A 22,289-nucleotide genomic window follows, 5' to 3' on the forward strand; every position below is an offset into this window, starting at 1 on the left:
TGAATATGTCCAAGACGCTCCAGTCAATTCAATGTGATTAAGTTGTCGAACCGCCGTATACGGAACCGTACGTACGGTGGTGTGAGAGGTCGATAATTGAAATAATCAATTATCTCCTACTCGATTTTAGTATTGACTTAAAATTTGATCGACTGCGCCACCATAGCTCTCACCGAATAAGATTAAATGCATGCATAGATAATAGAAGCGGTACCATGAAAGGCGTTCATCTAGTTGGTCGTCAAATGGAAAGACGCTGCTATATGCCTGATAAAAACTATTATCGAAACCGCCAAAAACAGTTGTCATGGCTAAATCAAATTCACGATCCCCAAATAATGCATCTGGATCGATTAAGTATGGTTTATGATCGCCAGCAAATAAGAAGTTGCCGGCCCATAAATCACCATGAAGAAGACTAGGGATGACTTCATGGTGTTGGTAGTAATCAGTGAATTTATTAACCATTTGTTGGTAATGTTCTTGCCGCCATTTATTCCATCGACCGTGCTGGCTTGCCACTTGAACTTCAGGCTCTAGTCGCTGATTAATATAAAAATCAAGCCAGTTTGAATTCCAAGAATTATCTTTTACAAGGGCCTTGGTTTGATGATTGTCTATAAAGCCGAATTCATCATTATGCTGTTGGTGCATTTTGGCAACTGCTAATCCCAGGTTGGCTTGATTACCCCAAGTTTCATCAAGCCAGTTTAAAATTAAATAGGCGTTCCCATCGATTTCACCATGATAAAGTGGGGTCGGGGTATTAATGACCTTACCGATAGCTTTGAGACCATTAATTTCATGATTGAAATAATCTTGTGAATGGTTAGGTTGAACCTTTATAAAGTACCTATTTCCATCAGTAGTTGTGGCTTGATATGCTAAATTAATATCACCACCACTAACTGGTTTAACAGAAGTAATATTTTTTAAAGGAAGGTGCTTAAACCATGCTGTATTTGGACTTTCCAATTGATGTTCCTCCTTTATTAAATTACTTTATTTATACCATTTTTAGGTAAGTATTGTTAAATAAAGTTGATTTATAAGGCACTAATTAACGTTAGTATTGACATTTATGAGGGGATCGAGTAAGGTAAAAATGTAAATTAAAGATATTAATAGCTGTTGATAAAGAATGCTCGGGTACTTGAAATTATCAGCGATTGGAGAAAGGTGAGAGCTCCAAATATTTCAGTCTCGATTGACACTTTTGAAGCTGAGCAATACGCTCCGTTGTTTAGACGTTATTTTTGAGTGATACCAAGGTGGTACCGTGCATTTGCACCCTTGTAATTTCAAGGGTGCTTTTTATTTAAACTGCTATTAAAAATTGAAAGAGGTAAGCGGAGAATGAAGAGAACAAATTATGCTGGGGATACAAATGAACAGCAAGTTGGACAAGAAGTTGTCTTAAAAGGTTGGGTAGCTAAGCGTCGTAACCTAGGTGGACTTATCTTTATTGATTTATGGGATCGGGAAGGAATTGTTCAACTAGTATTCAACGAAAAAGAAAATCCAGAAGCATTTGAAATTGCAAATGCGGTTCGTAACCAATATGTTCTTGAGGTTCAAGGAAAAGTTCAATTACGGGCAGAAAAAGAAATTAATCCAGATATGAAGACTGGAAAAGTTGAAGTAGCTGTTGAGAAGGTTAAGGTATTAGCAAAATCAGAAACAACGCCATTTGATATTACTGATGGTGTTGATGCTTCTGAAGACTTACGGATGAAGTACCGTTACCTTGATTTACGACGACCAGAAATGATGCGTAATTTGAAGTTGCGGAGTAAGGTTGCTTCGATCGTGCACAATTACTATGATAATGAAGGTTTTATGGATGTTGAAACCCCTGATTTAACCCGGTCAACACCAGAAGGAGCACGTGACTATATTGTTCCATCACGTGTTTACCCCGGTCATTTCTATGCTTTACCACAATCACCACAATTATTTAAGCAATTGTTAATGGCAGCCGGAGTTGATAAGTACTATCAATTAGCACGTTGTTTCCGGGATGAAGACCTTCGGGGTGACCGTCAACCAGAATTTACGCAAATCGATACTGAAATGAGTTTTGCAACTCCTGAAGACATCCAAACAGTTACAGAAGGCTTAATTAAGCGGGTAATGAAGGAAATCGTGGGGGTAGATGTTAAGACTCCATTCCCACGGATGGAATGGCAAGAAGCCATGGACAAGTACGGTTCCGATAAGCCTGATACTCGTTTTGGGATGTTGATTCACGATCTTTCTGATATTGTAAAGGACAGTTCATTTAAGGTTTTTGCTAATACTGTTGCTGATGGTAACTATGTTCGTGCAATTCGCGTTCCTGGTGGAGCAGATAAGTATTCTCGGAAAGATATTTCTAAGTATGAAGAATACATTAAGCGTTTTGGTGCAAAGGGCCTTGCATGGGTTAAGGTAACTGCTGATGGTTACAATGGTCCAGTTGCTAAGTTCTTAAATGATCAAGTTGCCCAAATCAATGAAGAAATGGATGCCAAAGAAGGGGACTTAATCCTCTTTGTTGCTGGTAGTTTCCACGTTGTAGCAGATTCACTTGGCTACCTTCGTCGGGCAGTCGCTGAAGAGCTAGATATGATTAAGCCTGACCAATGGAACTACTTATGGGTTGTTAATTGGCCGATGTTTGAATATGATGAAGGCTTTGGAAAGTGGATTGCCGCTCACCACCCATTCACAATGTTAAATGAAGAAGACTTACATTATCTTGAAGATGGGGAAGATCCTCATAAAGCTCATGCTCAGAGTTACGACATTATCTTGAATGGTAACGAGATCGGTGGGGGATCAATTCGTATCCACGATCCAAAGATTCAAGAAAAAGTTCTCAAAGCTCTTGGCTATACAAAGGAACGTGCAGAAGCTCGCTTCGGATTCTTACTTAAGGCCTTAACAATGGGAATGCCACCTGAGGGAGGACTTGCCTTTGGTTTGGACCGATGGGTTATGTTATTAGCTCAAGCTGATAGTATTCGGGATGTTATTCCATTCCCTAAGAACTCGAAGGCAGTTGAACCATTAACGGCAGCTCCAGGCAAAGTTAGTGAACAACAACTTGATGATCTTAAAATTGAATTTGATGAAAAGATTGATTATAAGCTCGATCAGGATCCAGACGAACAATAAATAGAACAAAAATAATCCTCGTGAAAAGGTACTTGAAGTGTACTGTTCACGAGGATTATTTTATTTCAAAATCTTTTTCAAAAAGTCTTGTGCCCGTGGGCTAGTAGGGTGGGCAAAAAATTCTTCTGGATCTCCAGTTTCCTGAATATATCCATCTGCCATAAACCAGATTTGGTCTGCTACTTCACGAGCAAACCCCATCTCATGGGTAACAACCACCATTGTCATTCCCGATTCAGCTAAATCGCGCATTACTTTTAGTACCTCATCAACCATTTCGGGATCAAGGGCACTAGTTGGTTCGTCAAAGAGCATTACTTCCGGACTCATCGCAAGGGCCCGGGCAATTGCAACCCGTTGTTTTTGCCCTCCTGACAGTTGATCTGGATATTGTTGAGCCTTATCGCTTAAACCAACTTTTTCTAGTAGTTCCATCGCAGTTTTAGTTGCTTCTTTTTCATTGATGTTTTTTACTTTAACTGGTGCAATTGTGATATTTTTAAGGACTGTCATATTAGGAAAAAGATTGAAACTTTGAAAAACCATTCCCATCTTTTCTCGCAACTGATCGAGTTTTTTATCACTTAAACCAATCAGATTCTGTCCTTCAAAAAGAACTTGTCCGCTTGTTGGTTGTTCAAGTGCATTTAAGCAACGGAGAAAAGTACTTTTACCTGCTCCTGAAGGGCCGATCACACAAATTACTTGACCCTTATTAACATGTTCTGAAATATCTTTTAAGACAATATTATTTTTGAATTTTTTCTGTAAGTTTTTAATTTCAATCATTTTAGTGGGCATGTTTCATTCTCCCTTCAAAGTAAAGCAAAATCCTGGATAACGTAAATGTGAGGATAAAGTAGATAATCATTGTGATGAATAAAGGTAATACTCCTTTATAAGTTGCTGATTGAACTAATTGCGTTTGATACATTAATTCGGAAACACCAATTACAGAAACTAATGAACTATCTTTTAATAAGGTAATAAGCTCATTTCCTAATGCTGGCCAAATATTTTTAAGTGCTTGGGGCATAATCACATATCTGAATGTTTCATTTTTACTCATCCCCAAGCTTCGAGCAGCTTCCGTTTGTCCAAGTGGAATGGATTGAATCCCAGAACGAATAATTTCAGCAACATAAGCACCAGAATTTAGTGAAACGGCAATAATCCCAGCGAGGAGGGCCGGAAGTGATTGAATAATTGCCCCAATCCCAAAGTAAACAAACATGATTTGAACCATCATTGGCGTACCCCGAAGAAATTCAATGTAGCAAACAGCAATTGAATGTAAGAATTTGTTCTTTGAAAGTCGCATTAATGCAAAGAGTGTTCCTAATAGGAAACCAAAAATAACAGAGACAACTGTAATGATTAATGTATATTTAATCCCCTTAGCAAAGTAACGCCAATAGCTAAGAACAGTATTTTGTTTTTTATAGCTCTTCATATATTGAGATGCTTGTGGAATCCATTTTTTATTAATTAGTTGTTTTTTATTAACTTTTTTAATTGTCTGGTTGGCGGCATTGACTAACGAGGTATCACCTTTAGGAAAGGCCATGGCAATTCCGCCAGCAGTATTTGGCAATTTCGAATTAAAGGCATAAAGATTTGAATTGTTGGCAGCGTAGGCTTTAGCAGTAGCAGCATCCATTAAAATCCCATCATATTTATGAGATTGAAGCCCAATGACTAAGGAAGAAAGTTTAGCAAGCCCTTTGCCGTTTGCTTTAGGCATTTCCTTTGAAATTAGGGTTGATTGGAGCGTACCGTTTTGTGCTCCCACATTTTTCCCATTAAAGCTTTTGACATTAACTAGCTTATCTTTATCTCCTTTATTAATTAAAAAGTAACTATCACCGGAATAATATGTATTTGAGAAGTCAACGCTTTTTTTTCGTTCAGCCGTAACGTTCATTCCCGAAATAATAGCATCAATTTTACCTGTTTCTAGTGCAACTAGAAGTGAGTCAAAGTCCATGTTTTTAATAACTAGTTTTACTCCCAAGTCTTTAGCAAATTGTTTAGCAAGGGAAACTTCAAAACCGACATATTTAGTTTTTCCATTTTCTTTGGTTGTGAATTCGTAGGGTGGATAATCAGCACTCATTCCCACAACCAATGTTCCTTTTTGTTTAATCTTTTGCACTGAATCATTGCTAGCGACTTGCGATGAATTATTGGCTGATGAAGAGCTAGTTGAACTGCTCTCGTTAGCAGCTAATGCAGTAATAGGTGTACATAATATCGGAAACGCAATTATCATTAGCAGTAATAAATGTTTAAAACCTTTCATAGTTAATAACTCCTTTGAGAATAGTAAGATTAAATTGTTACTAAATATACGCTTAAATGTGTATTTATGCAATATAAAATCTATAAAAAGAATAAATATTCATATATTTGCATAACGATTAAAAGCGGTTACTTAGTTTATGGAGTAGTCAAAGAATAGGTGGATAAGAAATTTAAATTTTTATTTAAAAGTAATGTTGACAGGGTAGGCCATGTTGGGTAAAATAACTTTTGTAGTGAAAAGGAAGCAGTATGCCTGCTACCTCGATACGTAACTTTAAGCTCGGAGGGAGGGATCAACATGTCAAAAACAGTCGTTCGTAAGAATGAATCTTTAGACGACGCTCTTCGACGCTTTAAACGTTCAGTTTCACGTAACGGAACATTGCAAGAATATCGTAAACGTGAATTTTACGAAAAGCCAAGTGTAAAACGCAAGTTGAAATCTGAAGCGGCACGGAAGCGTAAGAACAAGCGCGGTCGTCGTTACTAAAATGTGTGCTCTCACCTGTTGCCTGGTGAGAGCTTTTTTATATGAAAGAAGGATAAATAATGAGCTTACTACAACAATTAACGTCAGATATGGTATCAGCAATGAAGAATCGTGATAAGGAAACATTAAACGTTGTCCGGATGCTTAAAGCAGCGGTTCAAAATGAACAAATTGAACTTGGCCACGATTTGAGCGCTAATGAAGAAATTGCGGTAATGGCACGTGAATATAAGCAACGTAAGGAATCGCTTGAAGAATTTGAAAAAGCTGGACGAGAAGATCTGATCAACCAAGCTAAAAATGAATTGGCAATTGTTGAAAAGTATATGCCAAAACAGCTATCAAAAGATGAAGTTACTAAGATTGTTAAGGAAGTAATTGACGAACTTAATGCTTCTAGTATGAAGAACTTTGGACAAGTAATGGGGTCGGTTATGCCCAAAGTTCAAGGACAAGCAGATGGAAAATTAGTTAACCAGGTTGTAAAAGAACAATTGAGTAAGTAATATTAGCTGTAAAAAAGAGAGTATAAAGAGAAAGTTTCTTCATACTTTCTTTTTTTACTGTACATTTTTCCTTTTTAAACTAGAATTAAGGTATATTCAAAAGAAAAGGGGGCCTTTATATGTGCACATCAGTAATTTATACAGCAGGTGATTATTACTTTGGTCGTAATCTTGATTTGGAAGTAAATCTTGGTCAAGAAGTAGTGATTACCCCACGTAATAAGACTTTAGAATTCCGGGAAATGCCCAATCTTGAACACCATTATGCAATTATTGGAATGTCAATTGTTCGTGATGATTATCCATTATACTTTGATGGGGTAAATGAAAAGGGTGTTGGGATGGCAGGCCTTAATTTTGATGGTCCGGCTCATTATTTCCCAGTTCAAGAAGGAAAAGATAATATTGCATCATTTGAATTAGTTCCTTATATTCTTGCGACTGCTTCCTCAGTTGCTGAAGCGAAGAAGTTACTTTCAAATGCAAACATTGCTAACATCAATTTTTCTGATAAACTCCAAGCTGCACCGTTGCACTGGATTATTGCTGATAAAACAGGTGCTTCTGTGACTGTTGAATCCACCGCAAAAGGATTAAATGTTTATGATAACCCAGTTGGTGTCTTGACAAATAATCCGGAGTTTCCCCGTCAATTATTAAATCTTAGTAACTATCGTAGTGTTGTACCTGCTAATCCGGCTAACGTATTTGCGCCTGATGTCGATCTACCAGTTTATAGCCGAGGCTTAGGAACCCATTTTCTTCCAGGGGGAATGGATTCTGAAAGTCGTTTTGTTAAGGCTGCTTTTACTAAGATGCATGCCCCAGTTGGCAATTCTGAAGTTGAGAATATTACCAACTACTTCCACATTCTTCAATCTGTCGAACAACAAAAGGGATTGGATGAAGTAGCACCGGATACTTTTGAATATACGATCTACTCTGATGGTTCGAACTTAAAGAAAGGCATTTTTTACTACAAGACTTACGAAAATAATCAAATTAATGCAGTTGATATGCATAAGGAAGACCTTGAAGCATCAGAATTAATTACCTATCCAGTTCAAAATAAACAAATTATTAACCAACAAAATTAAATAATTATTCTATTTTTAAACTCTTTTTATGCATGAACAACTTATATTTAATGCATAAAAAGAGTTTTTTTGAAAAAATATGCTAAAACTATTGATTTTTATTTATAATACTCGTATATTTATAAACAACAAGTTTCAAATGAGATGGAGGACGAGATTATGTCAAAAGAAAAAATTGTTTTAGCTTATTCTGGTGGTTTAGATACTTCGGTTGCAATTGCGTGGCTCAAAAATAAGGGGTATGACGTAATTGCATGTTGTATTGATGTGGGTGAAGGAAAAGACCTTGAAGCGATTAAAGAAAAGGGCCTCCAAGTTGGAGCGTGGAAATCAGTAGTAATTGATGCTAAACGCGACTTTGCTGAACAATTTGTATTACCAGCTCTTCAAGCCCATGCAATGTATGAGCAAAAGTACCCATTAGTTTCAGCACTTTCTCGTCCATTAATTGTTCAAAAACTTGTAGCAGTTGCTAATCAATATGGTGCGACTGCTATTGCCCATGGGTGTACTGGTAAAGGAAATGACCAAGTACGATTTGAAGCAGGAATTCATGCTTTGGCTCCTGATATGAAAATTGAAGATCCAATTCGGGATTGGCACTGGTCACGGGAAGAAGAAATTCAATACGCTAAGGATAATGGCATTCCCGTTCCAATCACAAAGGCTAGTCCCTATTCCATTGATGAAAACTTATGGGGCCGGGCAAATGAATGTGGAATTCTTGAAGATCCGTGGGCTGCGGCACCTGCTGATGCATATGATCGGACAGTTTCAATTGAAGAAGCCCCTGACACCCCAACCACAATTGAAATCACCTTTAATGAAGGAGTTCCGACCGCAATTGATGGCGAAGAAATGCCGCTTGACCAGTTAATTATGAAACTTGACAAATTAGCTGGTAGTCATGGGATTGGCCGGATTGATCACGTTGAAAACCGGCTTGTTGGTATTAAGTCACGGGAAATTTATGAGTGCCCAGCAGCCACCGTTTTATTGGCAGCCCATAAAGACTTGGAAGACCTGACGCAAGAACGGGAAGTAGCGCACTTTAAACCATTAATTGAACAAAAAATGAGTGAAATTATTTATAATGGGCTTTGGTATTCACCATTAATGAAATCCTTAGTTGCTTTTATTGATGAATCACAAGCTGTTGTTAATGGTGTAGTAAGGGTAAAGTTATTTAAAGGAAATGTAATCTGTGAAGGTCGGAAATCACCAAATTCGCTTTATGATAAGAACTTGGCAACTTACACCTCCGCTGATGAATTTGACCAAGAAGCTGCTACTGGCTTTATTAAACTTTGGGAATTACCAGATAAGGTCTATGCTCAAGTACAAAACAAAAATAAAAAGAAAGTAAAGGAGAATACAAGCGATGCCTATTAAGAGAATGTGGGGTGGCCGGTTTGAAGAAGCTGGCGACCAACTAGTTAACCAATTTAATGCGTCGATCAGTTTTGATCAAGAAATGGCTCAAGAAGACATTGAAGGCTCATTAGCCCATGTAAAAATGCTGAAAGAAACACAAATTTTGTCAGCAGATGATGCTGATAAGATTATTGCTGGACTCAAGAAATTACGTGAGCGATTAACTAGTGAAGGACTCCCATTTTCGATTGACAATGAAGACATTCATATGAATATTGAGGCATTGCTGACAGAAGAAATTGGTCCCGTTGCTGGTAAACTTCATACTGGACGGAGCAGAAATGACCAAGTCGCAACTGACCTTCACCTATATGTAAAGAAGCGGTTGCCTATTATCATTAATGAATTGAAAAAATTACAGGCAGAATTAGTAGATAAAGCAGCAGAAAATGTTGAAACGATTATGCCAGGGTATACTCATATGCAACATGCTCAGCCAATTTCGTATGGGCACTATCTCATGGCTTATTTCCAAATGTTTCAGCGAGATGTTGAACGGTTTGAATTTAACCAGCAGCACACGGATTTATCCCCCCTAGGAGCGGCTGCTTTAGCTGGGACCACTTTTCCAATTGATCGACAATTAAGTGCAAAGTATTTAGGTTTTGCTGAACCATATCATAATTCCCTGGACGCTGTTTCTGATCGGGATTTTGCCCTTGAATTTTTAAGCAATGCAAGTATTTTGATGATGCACCTGTCACGGCTATGTGAAGAACTGATTTATTGGTGTAGTTATGAATTTGGCTATTTAGAATTGGCAGATTCCTATTCTACCGGTAGTTCGATCATGCCCCAAAAGAAGAACCCTGATATGGCAGAATTGATTCGTGGTAAAGCTGGGCGAGTTTATGGTGATCTTTTTGGCTTATTAACGACAATGAAGGGGCTCCCGCTTGCTTATAACAAAGATATGCAAGAAGATAAGGAAGGCTTATTCGACGCAGTAAAGACGATTCTCCCCAGCATCAAGATCATGACTGGGATGATTAACACCCTTCAGGTAAAGAAAGAGGCCATGGAACATGCAACTCATCATGACTTTTCCAACGCCACTGAATTAGCAGATTATCTTGCTGCTAAAGGTATTCCGTTTAGAGAAGCGCATGAAATTGTCGGTGAGTTAGTATTAAAAGGCCTTAAAACAGGGACAAATCTTGTTGATATTCCATTGGACGAATATAAAAAGATTTCGCCAAAAATTGAAGAAGATGTTTATAACTGCTTACAACCTAAAGTAGCGGTTGAACGGCGGAATTCTTATGGTGGAACTGGGTTTGATCAAGTTCGTCAACAAATTAGAGATGCTAAGAAAATTTTGAAAGATAATTAATTCAGAAATTGAGAGTGAGAAAGCCAATTTTTTCTCACCCTCAATTTTTTGCTTCGTAGTAACCCATATATTGAATTAAAGGTTACAATTAAATATAATTAATGCAAAAATAAAGGATTTATGATGATGATTAGGGAAAAGATAAGTTTGTCAATTCATGAAATGACTGTCGTTGCCATGATGGTTGCAATTATTGCTATTTTAGGAGCAGTCCCAGGAATTCCGTTGGAGTTTATTCCGGTGCCAATTGTTTTGCAAAATATGGGAATAATAATTGCTGGGGAACTCCTTGGACCAAGATTAGGGACAATTACTGTATGGCTCTTCGTGTTTTTAGTTGTACTGGGTTTGCCGTTGCTTTCTGGTGGACGTGGCGGAATTATGACCGTCTTAGGCCCAACTGGCGGATATATTTTCGCCTGGTTATTTGTCCCGTTATTGATTGGTCTTAGTCTAAAATTCAGTTGTTTTTATGGGATGACGCAAGAAATAACTGAATTCCTGATTGTTTGGCTATGGGGAGTAATCTTTGTGGAAGGAGTGGGAGCAATATGGTTAGCAAATCAATTGTATACCACCTTTATTTCTGCTTTGGCGTCAAATATTTTATTTGTTTTTGGCGATACAATCAAAGCGCTTATTGCTGTCTCAATTACTCGTCGTTTACGTCACATTAAGGTTGTTTCGTTCAGGAGATGATTAGAAATGGTTCATTCAACTGCACAGAAAATTTTATGGCAATTACTTTCAGTGCCGGGTTCATGGGTTTCTGGAAATGACTTAGCACAGCGGTTCAATATTAGTCGTGAATCCGTTTGGAAGGCCATCAACAGTTTACGAAAAAACGGAAATAATATTGAGAGTCGCAGAAACCTTGGATACCGTTTTACCGGAAATTCACGGTTGAATGCTGATATTATTGATTTTTATACTCATAATCACTTTACTAATCGTCTTTACGTTGAAGACCAAGTTAGCTCAACCCAAAGCATTGCAAAAGCTTTTTTGAGTCACCACCTAGTTACTGTGCCAACGGTATTTATTGCTGATCATCAAACTGCTGGTTATGGAAGACGGGGACGGTCCTTTTACTCTCCGGCAGCAACTGGATTGTATTTTAGTATGATTCTGCCTAGCCCAACGGACAGGCCACTACAAGCTGGGTTAATGACAACAACTTTTGCAGTTTTAATTGTGGAAGTTCTTAAACAATTTTTCCCTGCTCAAGATTTCCAATATAAATGGGTCAACGATGTTTATTTAGACTATAAAAAAGTCGGCGGAATTTTGACCGAGGCAGTAATAGACCTTGAATCAAGGACAACGGCTTCCTTAGTGGTAGGAATTGGTTTGAACATTACTACAAAGAAATTTCCCCTGGCCCTTAAAGAGAAAGCGACGGGAATAGCACCAACAGATCGTAATCTTTTAGTCAGTCGGCTTATTGAGGCGATTGCTAATAATTATTCGGACTATGATAATCCACAGTATCTTGAGCAATATCGCCAAGCCTCAATGATTTTAGGACAAAAAGTGGAAGTGTTAGTAAATGGTGAGGTTATTGCTGGAACTGCTAAGAAGATAGAAAATGATGGGGCTTTAACAATTAGCCTGGCAGACGGAAAAACGAAAACTTTTAATAGTGGCGAAGTAGTTAAAGTTAATTTTGAAAAATAACTTCGATCTCTTACGAAAGCTTGCAGTGATGAGGTTAAAGGTGATCTATGATATAATTATCATTAAATAAAGTCTGCTAAATTAAAGGAGATTGTATAGGTGGGAGAACAAAAAACGATTGAACAAACTTTTCAAATTGAAAGTCCAGAAATAGAAGTTGGCTTACTAGGAACTCAGGATAAGTATGTGAGCTTGATTGAACAGGGAATGGACGTCGAAATTCGACCATTTGGTGAAAATCTTAAAGTAAGGGGACAAGAAGAAGACGTTAAACTTACGATCGATGTATTTCGGGCCCTTATCTCATTGTTAAATCAAGGGATCCGCATCCACAGTACAGATATTGTTAGTGCGATGAAGATGGCACATCGAGGGACCTTGGAATATTTTGCTGACTTATATAGCGAAACGATTATTAAGGATCGTCGTGGTAGAGCTATCCGAGTAAAAAATTTTGGTCAACGGCAGTATGTTAACGCAATGAAACATAATGATATTACGTTTGGGATTGGACCTGCCGGAACAGGAAAAACTTACCTAGCAGTAGCGATGGCAGTGGCGTCTTTAAAGCGTGGCGAAGTGGAACGAATTATTTTGACGCGGCCGGCAGTTGAAGCGGGTGAAAGTTTAGGGTTCTTACCAGGTGACCTTCGTGAAAAAGTAGATCCTTATTTACGACCAATTTATGATGCATTAAATGATATTTTTGGTGCTGATCATACTCAACGGCTAATTGATCGAGGAATTATCGAAATTGCGCCACTTGCTTATATGCGAGGGCGAACTCTTGATGGAGCATTTGTAATTTTAGATGAAGCTCAAAATACAACTAATGCTCAGATGAAGATGTTCCTTACCCGTTTGGGATTTGGATCAAAAATGGTGATTAATGGGGATGTTTCCCAAATTGATCTTCCTCATGGGACTCGCAGTGGTCTTGTCAACGCGCAACGAATTTTGAATAATATTAAATCAATTAAGTTTGTTAAATTTAGTGCGGAAGATGTTGTTCGTCACCCGGTTGTAGCACGGATTATTACTGCTTATGAAGACCAAACATCAAAGCGATTAGCAGAAAAAGATAAAGAGAAAAAAGAGGAAAAATGATGGACCTGGAAATTTTCGATCAAACAACAGCACAGCTTCCCAATGAGCAAGTGAAGATGGTAAGGGACTTATTACAGTATGCTGCTAAAAAACTTTCCTTATCAGATAATACTGAAATGTCTTTAACATTTGTAAATAATCCGGAGATAAAAAAATTAAATGCCCAGTATCGGAATGTTGACCGAGCAACTGATGTTTTAAGTTTTGCTGCAGAAGAAGCAGGAGAAGAAACACCAATTATTATGGATCCCCAAATGGCTGCCGAAATTCCTGATAACCTGGGTGATCTTTTTATTTCTATCGATAAAGTAGCTGAGCAAGCAAAGTTCTTGGGTCATTCAGTTGATCGAGAGTTAGGATTTTTAGCTGTTCATGGCTTTCTTCACTTAAACGGGTACGATCATGAAGAGCCGGCAGATGAAGAAAAAATGTTTAAATTACAACGGGAGATACTAGACGGCTATGGACTCACGCGATAAACATCAAACTGAGAAAAATCATCACTTAATTCAAGCAATGCGTCATGCAATTGATGGCATTATCCAGGTATTACGTGAAGAACGTAATATGCGGTACCATCTTTTAGCTGCCTGCTTAGCCATTATTATGTCGATCTTATTGCATATTTCAGCAATGGAATGGTTATGGATTTTATTGGCAATCTTTGTTGTTTTTACATCTGAATTTCTTAACACAGTTACCGAAGCTGTTACAGATTTGATTGTTGACCATCATTATGAATTAAATGTAAAAAAAGCTAAAGATGTTGCGGCTGGTGGTGTACTGATTTCAGCGATATTTTCGGTCTTGGTGGGTCTAATTATTTTTATTCCCCGTATATTATCAATTATTAGATAGGAAGTTTTAATATGGATAATCCAAATTATAAGTCTGGCTTTGTGGCAATTATTGGGCGCCCAAATGTCGGAAAATCAACTTTATTGAATTATGTTGTCGGTCAAAAGGTAGCAATTATGAGTAATGTTGCCCAGACAACGCGTAATAAGATTCAAGGAATTTATACAAGCCCAGAAGCACAGATTATTTTTATTGATACGCCAGGAATTCATAAACCATCTACTAAGTTAGGTGATTTTATGGAAAAATCAGCAATGTCAGCATTAGATGAAGTGGATGCTGTCTTATTTGTTGTGAGTGCAACTGAGAAGCGCGGCCCTGGTGATGACTTTATTATTGAACGCTTAAAGAAAGTTAAGCAGCCAATCTTTTTAGTTGTTAATAAGATCGATCAAATTAATCCTAATGATCTGCCTAAAATTGTTGACCAATATAAAGATACCCTTCCATTTAAGGATATTGTGCCAATTTCAGCTTTGCAGGGAAATAATGTGAATAACTTAATCAATGATCTTATTAAGATTCTTCCCAATGGCCCACGATACTACCCTGCCGATCAAGTGAGTGACCACCCTGAACGCTTTGTGATTGCAGAAATGATCCGTGAAAAGGTCTTTTTGCTAACGAGACAAGAAGTGCCACATTCAGTAGCTGTTGATGTGACATCGATAAAGCGTGAGGATGAAAATCATATTCATATCTCGGCTAATATTATTGTTGAACGTCCGGGCCAAAAAGGAATTATTATTGGTAAGGGCGGAAAAATGCTGAAAAAGATTGGGACAATGGCACGACAAGATATTGAAAGATTACTTGGTGACAAAGTCTTTCTTCAACTATGGGTAAAGGTTGTTCCAGATTGGCGTGATAAGTCTGCAATGCTAAAAGACTATGGTTATCGGAATAAAGACTATTAAAAGGATGATGGTTACATGGCGCGCGTAACCACACAATTTACTGGGATCATTATGTACCGACAGGATTATCGTGAACGTGATCTATTAATAAAAATGCTCACTGATAAGATTGGGCCAGCAATGTTTTTTGTGAAAAATGCTAAGAAACGTGGCTTTCGAATGATTGCTGATATCCTCCCATTCACCCATGGTACATACATTGGCTCCCTTGATGAAAATGGCTTAAGTTTTATTAATACCGCTAGCGATACTAGCCAATACAAGAATATTGCAAGTGATATTAGCAAAAATGCATACGTTACGTATATTTTGGCATTGGTTGACAGTGCGTTTAATGATGGTCGAAGCATTGGTGGGTGGTTTAATCAAGTTGCTGCAGCGTTAGACTTAATCGAAAAAGGATTAGATGACCAAATAATTACAAATGTTATTGAAACACAGCTGTTAGTTGCTTTTGGGGTAGCACCAGTTTGGGATCGGTGTGTTGTTTGTGGTCGCAATGATCTGGCTTTAGACTTCTCTGAACAATATGGGGGGATGCTTTGCCAGAATCACTGGTCACTTGATGAACACCGTCTTCACCTTGACCGTAAAACTATTTATTACCTTCAACAGTTTGCCACAATTAACTTGCAGAAATTGAATTCTATTCGGATTAATCCAGCTACTAAACGACGCCTCCAACAAGTCTTGGATACTCTTTATGATAACGAGATTGGACTAAACTTGAAGGCAAAACGGTTCATTAGACAAATGAATAAGTGGGAACAAAATATTGGAAAGTTATCAATGAACGATTGACATTTGTAAAATATTTTTCTATTATAAGAGCGTGTTTAACTGAATATTGGCAATGACAGAGATTATGGATAAACCAAATCAGCGATCAGGGGATAGTGCAAGCCTTGTAGTTTATTTATCCTTGGCACTCTAACAGCCGCTTAAACTAAGCTGTTTTACAGAGATGTAAAAAAGTAGGGTGGAACCGCGATTAACTTCGTCCCTACAGTATCAATTATTTGATACTGTAGGGACTTTTTCATTGAAAGGAGAAGTAAAGTATGACGAAAAAACTAACCGTGCAAGATATTATCTTTACATTAGAACAATATTGGGCTGATCAAGGTTGTATGTTAATGCAGGCTTATGATAACGAAAAAGGTGCAGGGACAATGAGTCCTTACACTTTCTTGCGGGCAATTGGTCCTGAACCATGGAATGTGGCTTATGTTGAACCTTCACGGCGGCCTGCTGATGGTCGTTATGGTGAAAACCCAAACCGGCTTTACCAACACCACCAATTCCAGGTATTAATGAAGCCTTCTCCTGATAATATCCAAGAATTATACTTAGGTAGTTTGAAAAAGTTAGGAATAGATCCTTTAGAACACGATATCCGGTTTGTTGAAGATAACTGGGAAAACCCTTCAATGGGCTGTGCCGGTGTTGGTTGGGAAGTTTGGCTTGACGGAATGGAAGTTACTCAATTTACTTACTTCCAAGTCGTTGGGGAATTACCTATGAGTCCTGTGGCCGCTGAAGTTACTTATGGACTTGAACGGTTGGCTGAATATATTCAAAACGTTGATTCAGTTTATGACTTAGAGTGGGCGGATGGTGTTCTGTATGGTGATATCTTCCAAGAACCTGAATATGAACATTCTAAGTATGCGTTTGAAGAAAGTAACCAAGACATGCTTCTTCAAGACTTTAATGATTACGAAAAAGAAGCTAAACGTTTAATTAAGCTTGGATTAGTTCACCCAGCTTATGATTATGTTTTAAAGTGTAGTCATACCTTTAACTTGCTAGATGCGCGTGGTGCTGTTTCGGTTACCGAACGTGCTGGTTACCTTCACCGTATTCGAATTATGGCAAAATCAATTGCCAAGGCCTTTGTTGAAGAGCGACGTAAACGTGGCTTCCCATTGATTCATGATGAAGCAGTTCGCCAAAAGACAGTTGAAGAATATACAAAAAAAGCGGAAAAGGCAAAGGAACGGGCTGCAAAGCAAGCGGCTAAGAAAGCACAAAAGGGGGAAAAGTAAGATGGCAAATACATACTTATTAGAAGTCGGTGTTGAAGAAATGCCTGCTCACGTTGTAACACCAAGTATTAAGCAGTTACACGCACGAGTAGAAAAGTACCTTAAAGAACAACGGATCACTTTTGATGATATTCAAGAATTCGCTACTCCACGACGGATGGCATTGTTAATCCATGGCCTAAGTGATAAGCAACCTGATATTGATGAATCAGTTAAGGGTCCTGCGAAGAAGATTGCGCAAGATGCCGATGGTAATTGGACAAAGGCTGCGATTGGCTTTACCCGGGGTCAGAGTGCCTCTGTGGAAGATATTGAATTCAAGGAAGTAAAGGGCGTTGAATATGTTTTTGTTGAAAAGCATATTGCCGGAAAGACCGTTGCTGAAGTTCTTCAAGGATTGCCAGCAGTTATTACTTCGATGACATTCCCAACCTTGATGAAATGGGGCTACAATAACTTACAATTTATTCGTCCGATTCGGTGGCTAGTTTCATTATTAAATGATGAAGTCGTTCCATTTAATATTTTGGACGTTGAAGCTGGTCGAGAAACACAAGGTCACCGGTTCTTAGGCCATCCAGTTGAAATTGCTAAGGCTGATGATTATGAAGAAAGCCTAAATAATGATTTCGTTATTGCTGATCAAACAAAGCGAAAGAATTTAATTAAGGATCAAATTACTACGATTATTAATAAGAACGACTGGCAAGTTGATTGGGATGAGGACTTACTAGATGAAGTTAATAACTTAGTTGAATGGCCAACTGCCTTTGCTGGATCTTTTGATGAGAAGTACTTAGCATTACCTGATCCAGTCTTAATTACCTCCATGAAGGATAACCAGCGTTTCTTCTGTGTACGGGATAAAGATGGTAACCTCTTATCGCACTTTATTTCCGTTCGTAACGGTAATACCGACTACCTTGACAATGTCATTAAAGGAAATGAACGGGTTCTTGTTCCTCGTCTTGAAGATGCTCAATTCTTCTATCAAGAAGACCAGAAGTTGACAATTGGTGAGTATGTGGAACGACTTAAGAAAGTTAGCTTCCATGATAAGATTAGTTCAATGTATGATAAAATGCAGCGGGTCGCAGTGATTGCAAATGTTCTTGGTAAGCAACTAAACCTTTCAGCTGAAGAACTGGCAGACCTTGATCGAGCAGCACATATTTATAAATTTGACCTTACTACGCAAATGGTCGGTGAATTCGCTGAATTACAAGGAATCATGGGCGAAATCTATGCTAAGTTATTCGGTGAAAAAGATGATGTTGCCACAGCCATCCGCGAACACTACATGCCAATCTCGGCAGAAGGAGAATTACCACAAACTAAGATTGGCGCGATCTTAGCAATTGCCGATAAACTTGACAGTATCATGAGCTTCTTTGCGGTTGATATGATTCCAAGCGGTTCGAATGACCCTTATGCTTTACGTCGGCAGGCATTTGGAATTGTCCGGATCATCGCCGATCGTGGTTGGAACCTTCCATTGTTAAATATTCAATCAGAAATTATCACAGCCTTTGAAAACGCTGAAGTCAATGTTTCTTTTGATTTGAATAAGAATAGTGATGAAGTCCGTTCATTCTTCTTAGATCGGATTAAGCAGTTATTCCATGGCCAAAAGGTTCGTCACGATATTATTGATGCAGCTACCGATACTCGTCAAAATGATATTGCCAATGTTCTTGCAGCCATTCAAACTATTGATGAGCATAAGGACGATGCTAACTTTAAGGAAGATATCGAAGCCCTTACCCGGGTATTACGGATTGCAAAGAAGGATAATCGTCCAGTTAGTGAGCTTTCAGTAGATCCTAATTTATTTGAAAATCCATCTGAGGCTAAGATGCATACTGCTGTTTCGGAATTGATTAAAGAAGATCAACAAACAGTAAGTGAACACTTTGCAGCCTTACGGACTTTAACACCAATAATTAGTGAATACTTTGATGAAAATATGATTATGGATAAGAATGAAGATATTCGTAATAATCGTTTGGCTCAATTAAGTATTTTGGCTAATCAAGCATCATTAATTGGTAACTTGGATAACTTGATTGTAAAATAAGACGTTTTAATTGTATTGCTGCTAACTTGTGGTATTATAGATACTAGTTAAATGCAAAAATAGGTGGAGGTCGCATTCCGTTAGGTTGCGACCTTTCATTTCGTTGCTGTTCGCTTACTAAGTGAGGTGGATCAATGGCAAAGATACCGCGTAATGTAATTGATGAAATACGAAATTCAGTTGATATTGGTGATGTAATTGGGCGCTATGTTCAATTACATCAGGCTGGAAAAAATCTAGTTGGATTATGTCCCTTTCACGATGAAAAGACACCATCTTTTTCGGTGAATGAAGAAAAACAATTTTTCTATTGCTTTGGTTGCCACCGGAGCGGAAACGTATTTCAATTTTTAATGGAATTAAAGCATATCGATTTTGTTGATGCGGTTAAGGAGATCGCTAACGATAGCAATATCAAAATTCCAGAACAATATGTTAGCGTTCCGGCTAAACCATTAAATAATGAGAATCGACAGCTGTTTGATCTTCATGATAAAGCAGCTAAACTTTATCACCATATATTGGTAAATACACCGGCTGGGCAAGTTGCACTTAATTATTTAAAAAAACGGGGAATGAGTGAAGAACTGATTGAGCAATTTGGCTTAGGCTATGCTCCTGATCAGCGAATCTTGAAGCCGTTCTTCCAGCAACAAAAAGTTGATTATCAATTATTAAGAAAAAGTGGGCTTTTTAGTGAAGACCAGCAGGGAGAGTTGCGAGACCGGTTTATTGAGCGGATAATGTATCCAATAAAAAATGGTCAAGGTCAGGTGATCGCTTTTTCCGGGCGATTAATCGATACTAGTAAAACAAATTTACCGAAATATTTAAATAGTCCTGAGACACCGATTTTCAATAAACGGCGAACATTATTTAATTTTGACGTTGCACGAAAAGCTGCCCGTAAAGATGGTCGATTATACTTATTTGAAGGATTTATGGATGTAATCTCGGCCTTTGCTGCAGGGATCGAAAATGGAATTGCTTCAATGGGAACCAGTTTTACCGAAGAGCAAGTAGCGATTATTGGGCGTGCCACTAAGCAATTAGATATTTGCTACGATGGAGACCAACCGGGACAAAATGCAATTGATCGTGCAATTAGCCTCGTTAATGATCATCGACCTAATCAGTTGCAGGTAAAGGTTGTCCAACTGCCAGCTGGGATTGATCCAGATGAATATGTTCAAAAGTATGGTCCACAACAATTTAACGCCTATCTTACCAATAAGGAAGAAACAACAACAGAATTTTACCTGCGCTTTTTAAGAAATGGGAAGAATTTAGATAATCAGAATGAACTAATGCAATACCTTAACCAAGCACTGAAAGTAATTGCGCAAGTTCAAGCTCCCTTAGAAGAAGATATGTACTTGCAACGGTTGGCGGGTGAGTTCGATTTAGATCGACAAACTTTAAAAACACAGTTAGATCAATTGCGACAACAACTAGGAATTCATCATCAGCCAGGGATTAAGCAACAGCCTTCACTAGCTCGTCGCCAACAGTTTCAACAAACTAGTGAAGAAGAACATCGAAAAATTAAACTTAGTAGGACTGAATTAGCGGAACAGATCTTACTAAGGTATATGCTATATGATCGTGAAGTGTGGATGCATGTAACATCAGACCACAATTTTCATTTTGCACATGAAAAATATCAAACCTTGTATTTATTAGCAGCAAGTTATTTTTCTGAAAACGGATCGTATTCAACTGCTGACTTTCTTGATTATTTAGATGAAAGTAGTTTACAAGGTACTCTTGGACAAATTGAAAATTTAAATGTTGACCAAGAAGTTGATATGCGGGCAATTGATGATTGTATCCATATGATCGCAGAACAAACACCGTTAGCTGCGCAAATTGCAGATAAGCAAGCCCAGTTAAAAGAAGCTAATTCATTGCATAATACAGAATTAGCTACGCAATTAACGATTGAACTGGTAAAATTATTAAAGCAGCAGCAACGCTTAAAAACGGAGGAGACTAATTAATATGGCAAAGAGCAAGAAAAAAGACATTGTTATTTCTAACAGCGCCGATTTCGACCAACAAGAATATGACACCGCAGTTGGTAAGTTAATTCGTAATTACAAGAAGCAAAAGCAGATTGAATACGATGAATTAACTACTAAAATTGCTAAACCATTTGAATTGAACGCTGATGGAATTGATAATTTACTTCAAAATATTGAAGATGCCGGAATTAGTGTTGTCGATGAAAATGGGGATCCAGATCCTCGTGCTTTAAAAGCTACTGAAAAATTATCACAATCTGCCATGAAAGATACATCAGCACCAACTGGGGTTAAAATTAATGATCCTGTGCGGATGTATTTGAAAGAAATTGGTCGTGTAAACCTTTTGACGGCTGATGAAGAAGTCCAGCTTGCTTTACGGATTGAAAAAGGTGATGAAGTAGCTAAACAAGAACTAGCTGAGGCAAACTTACGGTTAGTTGTTTCAATTGCAAAGCGTTATGTTGGCCGTGGGATGCAGTTTCTTGATTTAATCCAGGAAGGTAACATGGGACTTATGAAAGCCGTTGAAAAATTCGATTATCGGCGAGGATTTAAGTTCTCTACTTATGCTACCTGGTGGATTCGTCAGGCTATTACACGGGCGATTGCTGATCAAGCACGGACAATTCGGATTCCGGTTCATATGGTTGAAACTATTAACAAATTAATCCGGATTCAACGGCAATTACTTCAAGATTTAGGTCGTGAACCGTTACCAGAAGAAATTGGTGCAGAAATGGATATGCCAACTGAAAAAGTGCGGAATATTCTTAAAATTGCCCAAGAACCAGTTTCACTTGAAACGCCTATTGGTGAAGAGGATGATTCTCATTTAGGGGACTTTATTGAAGACCAAGATGCAACGAGTCCAGCTGACCATGCTGCTTATGAAATGATGAAAAAGCAGCTTGAAAATGTTCTGGATACATTAACCGATCGTGAAGAGAACGTTCTTCGGCTTCGTTTTGGTTTAGATGATGGTCGAACACGGACCCTTGAAGAAGTCGGAAAAGTCTTCGGGGTAACGCGGGAACGGATTCGTCAGATTGAAGCTAAGGCACTCCGAAAATTACGCCACCCATCACGTTCTAAGCAATTAAAAGATTTCTTAGAATAAAATATATATGTAAAAAATGAATTTACACAAAAAGCAACTTGAGTTAATTATCTTAAGTTGCTTTTTAATTTTATTTAAAATAAATGAGAAAAATCTTATTTTTATATTGAAAACATTCAATTGTTCGGGTAAAATTTT

At 38.0% G+C, this 22,289-nt stretch carries 20 protein-coding genes; 17 read left to right on the top strand and 3 right to left on the bottom strand.

Annotated features, from left to right (window positions below; genetic code table 11):
* Nucleotides 1-126: 126 nt before the first annotated feature.
* Nucleotides 127-975, bottom strand: coding sequence for a fructosamine kinase family protein (locus CBG10_RS00005; RefSeq protein WP_094508884.1), 849 nt, complete (start codon nt 973-975; stop codon nt 127-129).
* A 381-nt stretch (nt 976-1,356) separates the two neighbouring features.
* On the opposite strand from CBG10_RS00005, the gene aspS reads away from it, so the two are divergent.
* Nucleotides 1,357-3,159 carry an aspartate--tRNA ligase gene (gene aspS, locus CBG10_RS00010; protein WP_094511251.1) on the top strand — a complete coding sequence of 601 codons (1,803 nt, stop codon included), beginning with the start codon at nt 1,357-1,359 and terminating at the stop codon, nt 3,157-3,159.
* A 60-nt stretch (nt 3,160-3,219) separates the two neighbouring features.
* Here aspS and CBG10_RS00015 read toward each other — a convergent pair whose 3' ends face one another.
* Both CBG10_RS00015 and CBG10_RS00020 read right to left on the bottom strand, forming a co-directional pair.
* On the bottom strand, nt 3,220-3,960 hold the full coding sequence (locus CBG10_RS00015; protein ID WP_094511253.1) for an amino acid ABC transporter ATP-binding protein: 741 nt from the start codon (nt 3,958-3,960) through the stop codon (nt 3,220-3,222).
* A complete protein-coding gene (locus CBG10_RS00020) occupies nt 3,950-5,461 on the bottom strand; it encodes an ABC transporter substrate-binding protein/permease (RefSeq protein ID WP_094511254.1) in 1,512 nt (503 codons plus the stop codon). Before CBG10_RS00020 ends, CBG10_RS00015 begins: the two co-directional genes overlap by 11 nt.
* A 300-nt stretch (nt 5,462-5,761) precedes the next feature.
* Here CBG10_RS00020 and rpsU point away from each other — a divergent pair, with 300 nt between their 5' ends.
* The 16 genes from rpsU to rpoD all read left to right on the top strand — a co-directional run bounded on the left by rpsU (nt 5,762) and on the right by rpoD (nt 22,151).
* Nucleotides 5,762-5,953, top strand: coding sequence for a 30S ribosomal protein S21 (rpsU, locus tag CBG10_RS00025; protein ID WP_003665847.1), 192 nt, complete (start codon nt 5,762-5,764; stop codon nt 5,951-5,953).
* Between the two features lie 59 nt (nt 5,954-6,012).
* The gene (locus CBG10_RS00030; RefSeq protein ID WP_003665848.1) at nt 6,013-6,459 is read left to right on the top strand and encodes a GatB/YqeY domain-containing protein; all 447 of its coding nucleotides are present in this window, start codon (nt 6,013-6,015) and stop codon (nt 6,457-6,459) included.
* Between the two features lie 119 nt (nt 6,460-6,578).
* Nucleotides 6,579-7,556 (top strand): choloylglycine hydrolase, encoded by a 978-nt coding sequence (gene bsh / locus CBG10_RS00035; RefSeq protein ID WP_094502334.1) that lies wholly within the window; start codon nt 6,579-6,581, stop codon nt 7,554-7,556.
* 159 nt (nt 7,557-7,715) lie between these two features.
* Nucleotides 7,716-8,948, top strand: a complete 1,233-nt coding sequence (locus tag CBG10_RS00040; protein WP_035152705.1) for an argininosuccinate synthase — start codon at nt 7,716-7,718, stop codon at nt 8,946-8,948.
* Complete coding sequence (gene argH, locus CBG10_RS00045; protein ID WP_094511255.1) at nt 8,938-10,323, top strand: argininosuccinate lyase; 1,386 nt, start codon at nt 8,938-8,940, stop codon at nt 10,321-10,323. Before CBG10_RS00040 ends, argH begins: the two co-directional genes overlap by 11 nt.
* A 126-nt stretch (nt 10,324-10,449) precedes the next feature.
* On the top strand, nt 10,450-11,022 hold the full coding sequence (locus CBG10_RS00050) for a biotin transporter BioY (protein WP_094511256.1): 573 nt from the start codon (nt 10,450-10,452) through the stop codon (nt 11,020-11,022).
* A 6-nt stretch (nt 11,023-11,028) separates the two neighbouring features.
* Entirely contained in the window at nt 11,029-12,000 is a 972-nt protein-coding gene (locus CBG10_RS00055; RefSeq protein ID WP_094511258.1) for a biotin--[acetyl-CoA-carboxylase] ligase, read from the top strand.
* Between the two features lie 99 nt (nt 12,001-12,099).
* Entirely contained in the window at nt 12,100-13,107 is a 1,008-nt protein-coding gene (locus CBG10_RS00060; protein WP_094502331.1) for a PhoH family protein, read from the top strand.
* The gene (ybeY, locus tag CBG10_RS00065) at nt 13,107-13,586 is read left to right on the top strand and encodes an rRNA maturation RNase YbeY (protein ID WP_094508897.1); all 480 of its coding nucleotides are present in this window, start codon (nt 13,107-13,109) and stop codon (nt 13,584-13,586) included. The genes CBG10_RS00060 and ybeY overlap by 1 nt, the downstream gene beginning before the upstream one ends.
* On the top strand, nt 13,570-13,965 hold the full coding sequence (locus tag CBG10_RS00070; protein ID WP_019251639.1) for a diacylglycerol kinase family protein: 396 nt from the start codon (nt 13,570-13,572) through the stop codon (nt 13,963-13,965). Before ybeY ends, CBG10_RS00070 begins: the two co-directional genes overlap by 17 nt.
* Nucleotides 13,966-13,976: 11 nt before the next feature.
* The gene (gene era / locus CBG10_RS00075; RefSeq protein WP_094511259.1) at nt 13,977-14,882 is read left to right on the top strand and encodes a GTPase Era; all 906 of its coding nucleotides are present in this window, start codon (nt 13,977-13,979) and stop codon (nt 14,880-14,882) included.
* A 15-nt stretch (nt 14,883-14,897) separates the two neighbouring features.
* Nucleotides 14,898-15,683 carry a DNA repair protein RecO gene (recO, locus tag CBG10_RS00080; protein ID WP_094511260.1) on the top strand — a complete coding sequence of 262 codons (786 nt, stop codon included), beginning with the start codon at nt 14,898-14,900 and terminating at the stop codon, nt 15,681-15,683.
* A 260-nt stretch (nt 15,684-15,943) separates the two neighbouring features.
* Entirely contained in the window at nt 15,944-16,930 is a 987-nt protein-coding gene (gene glyQ, locus CBG10_RS00085) for a glycine--tRNA ligase subunit alpha (protein ID WP_003665860.1), read from the top strand.
* A gap of 1 nt (nt 16,931) precedes the next feature.
* The gene (glyS, locus tag CBG10_RS00090) at nt 16,932-19,007 is read left to right on the top strand and encodes a glycine--tRNA ligase subunit beta (RefSeq protein WP_094511261.1); all 2,076 of its coding nucleotides are present in this window, start codon (nt 16,932-16,934) and stop codon (nt 19,005-19,007) included.
* A gap of 134 nt (nt 19,008-19,141) precedes the next feature.
* The gene (dnaG, locus tag CBG10_RS00095; RefSeq protein WP_094508903.1) at nt 19,142-21,007 is read left to right on the top strand and encodes a DNA primase; all 1,866 of its coding nucleotides are present in this window, start codon (nt 19,142-19,144) and stop codon (nt 21,005-21,007) included.
* A 1-nt stretch (nt 21,008) separates the two neighbouring features.
* Nucleotides 21,009-22,151: an RNA polymerase sigma factor RpoD gene (gene rpoD, locus CBG10_RS00100; RefSeq protein ID WP_003665864.1), complete on the top strand. Its 1,143-nt coding sequence runs from the start codon at nt 21,009-21,011 to the stop codon at nt 22,149-22,151.
* The last annotated feature ends 138 nt before the right edge of the window (nt 22,152-22,289 follow it).

Source organism: Limosilactobacillus reuteri (assembly GCF_002254085.1).
Lineage (GTDB): Bacteria > Bacillota > Bacilli > Lactobacillales > Lactobacillaceae > Limosilactobacillus > Limosilactobacillus reuteri_K.

Excerpts from the sequence above, each read along its gene's own strand:
- aspS (WP_094511251.1), top strand. The coding sequence starts at position 1,357 with ATGAAGAGAACAAATTATGCTGGGGATACAAATGAACAGCAAGTTGGA.
- CBG10_RS00015 (WP_094511253.1), bottom strand. The coding sequence starts at position 3,960 with ATGCCCACTAAAATGATTGAAATTAAAAACTTACAGAAAAAATTCAAA.
- CBG10_RS00020 (WP_094511254.1), bottom strand. The coding sequence starts at position 5,461 with ATGAAAGGTTTTAAACATTTATTACTGCTAATGATAATTGCGTTTCCG.
- rpsU (WP_003665847.1), top strand. The coding sequence starts at position 5,762 with ATGTCAAAAACAGTCGTTCGTAAGAATGAATCTTTAGACGACGCTCTT.
- CBG10_RS00030 (WP_003665848.1), top strand. The coding sequence starts at position 6,013 with ATGAGCTTACTACAACAATTAACGTCAGATATGGTATCAGCAATGAAG.
- bsh (WP_094502334.1), top strand. The coding sequence starts at position 6,579 with ATGTGCACATCAGTAATTTATACAGCAGGTGATTATTACTTTGGTCGT.
- CBG10_RS00040 (WP_035152705.1), top strand. The coding sequence starts at position 7,716 with ATGTCAAAAGAAAAAATTGTTTTAGCTTATTCTGGTGGTTTAGATACT.
- argH (WP_094511255.1), top strand. The coding sequence starts at position 8,938 with ATGCCTATTAAGAGAATGTGGGGTGGCCGGTTTGAAGAAGCTGGCGAC.
- CBG10_RS00050 (WP_094511256.1), top strand. The coding sequence starts at position 10,450 with ATGATTAGGGAAAAGATAAGTTTGTCAATTCATGAAATGACTGTCGTT.
- CBG10_RS00055 (WP_094511258.1), top strand. The coding sequence starts at position 11,029 with ATGGTTCATTCAACTGCACAGAAAATTTTATGGCAATTACTTTCAGTG.
- ybeY (WP_094508897.1), top strand. The coding sequence starts at position 13,107 with ATGGACCTGGAAATTTTCGATCAAACAACAGCACAGCTTCCCAATGAG.
- CBG10_RS00070 (WP_019251639.1), top strand. The coding sequence starts at position 13,570 with ATGGACTCACGCGATAAACATCAAACTGAGAAAAATCATCACTTAATT.
- era (WP_094511259.1), top strand. The coding sequence starts at position 13,977 with ATGGATAATCCAAATTATAAGTCTGGCTTTGTGGCAATTATTGGGCGC.
- recO (WP_094511260.1), top strand. The coding sequence starts at position 14,898 with ATGGCGCGCGTAACCACACAATTTACTGGGATCATTATGTACCGACAG.
- glyQ (WP_003665860.1), top strand. The coding sequence starts at position 15,944 with ATGACGAAAAAACTAACCGTGCAAGATATTATCTTTACATTAGAACAA.
- glyS (WP_094511261.1), top strand. The coding sequence starts at position 16,932 with ATGGCAAATACATACTTATTAGAAGTCGGTGTTGAAGAAATGCCTGCT.
- dnaG (WP_094508903.1), top strand. The coding sequence starts at position 19,142 with ATGGCAAAGATACCGCGTAATGTAATTGATGAAATACGAAATTCAGTT.
- rpoD (WP_003665864.1), top strand. The coding sequence starts at position 21,009 with ATGGCAAAGAGCAAGAAAAAAGACATTGTTATTTCTAACAGCGCCGAT.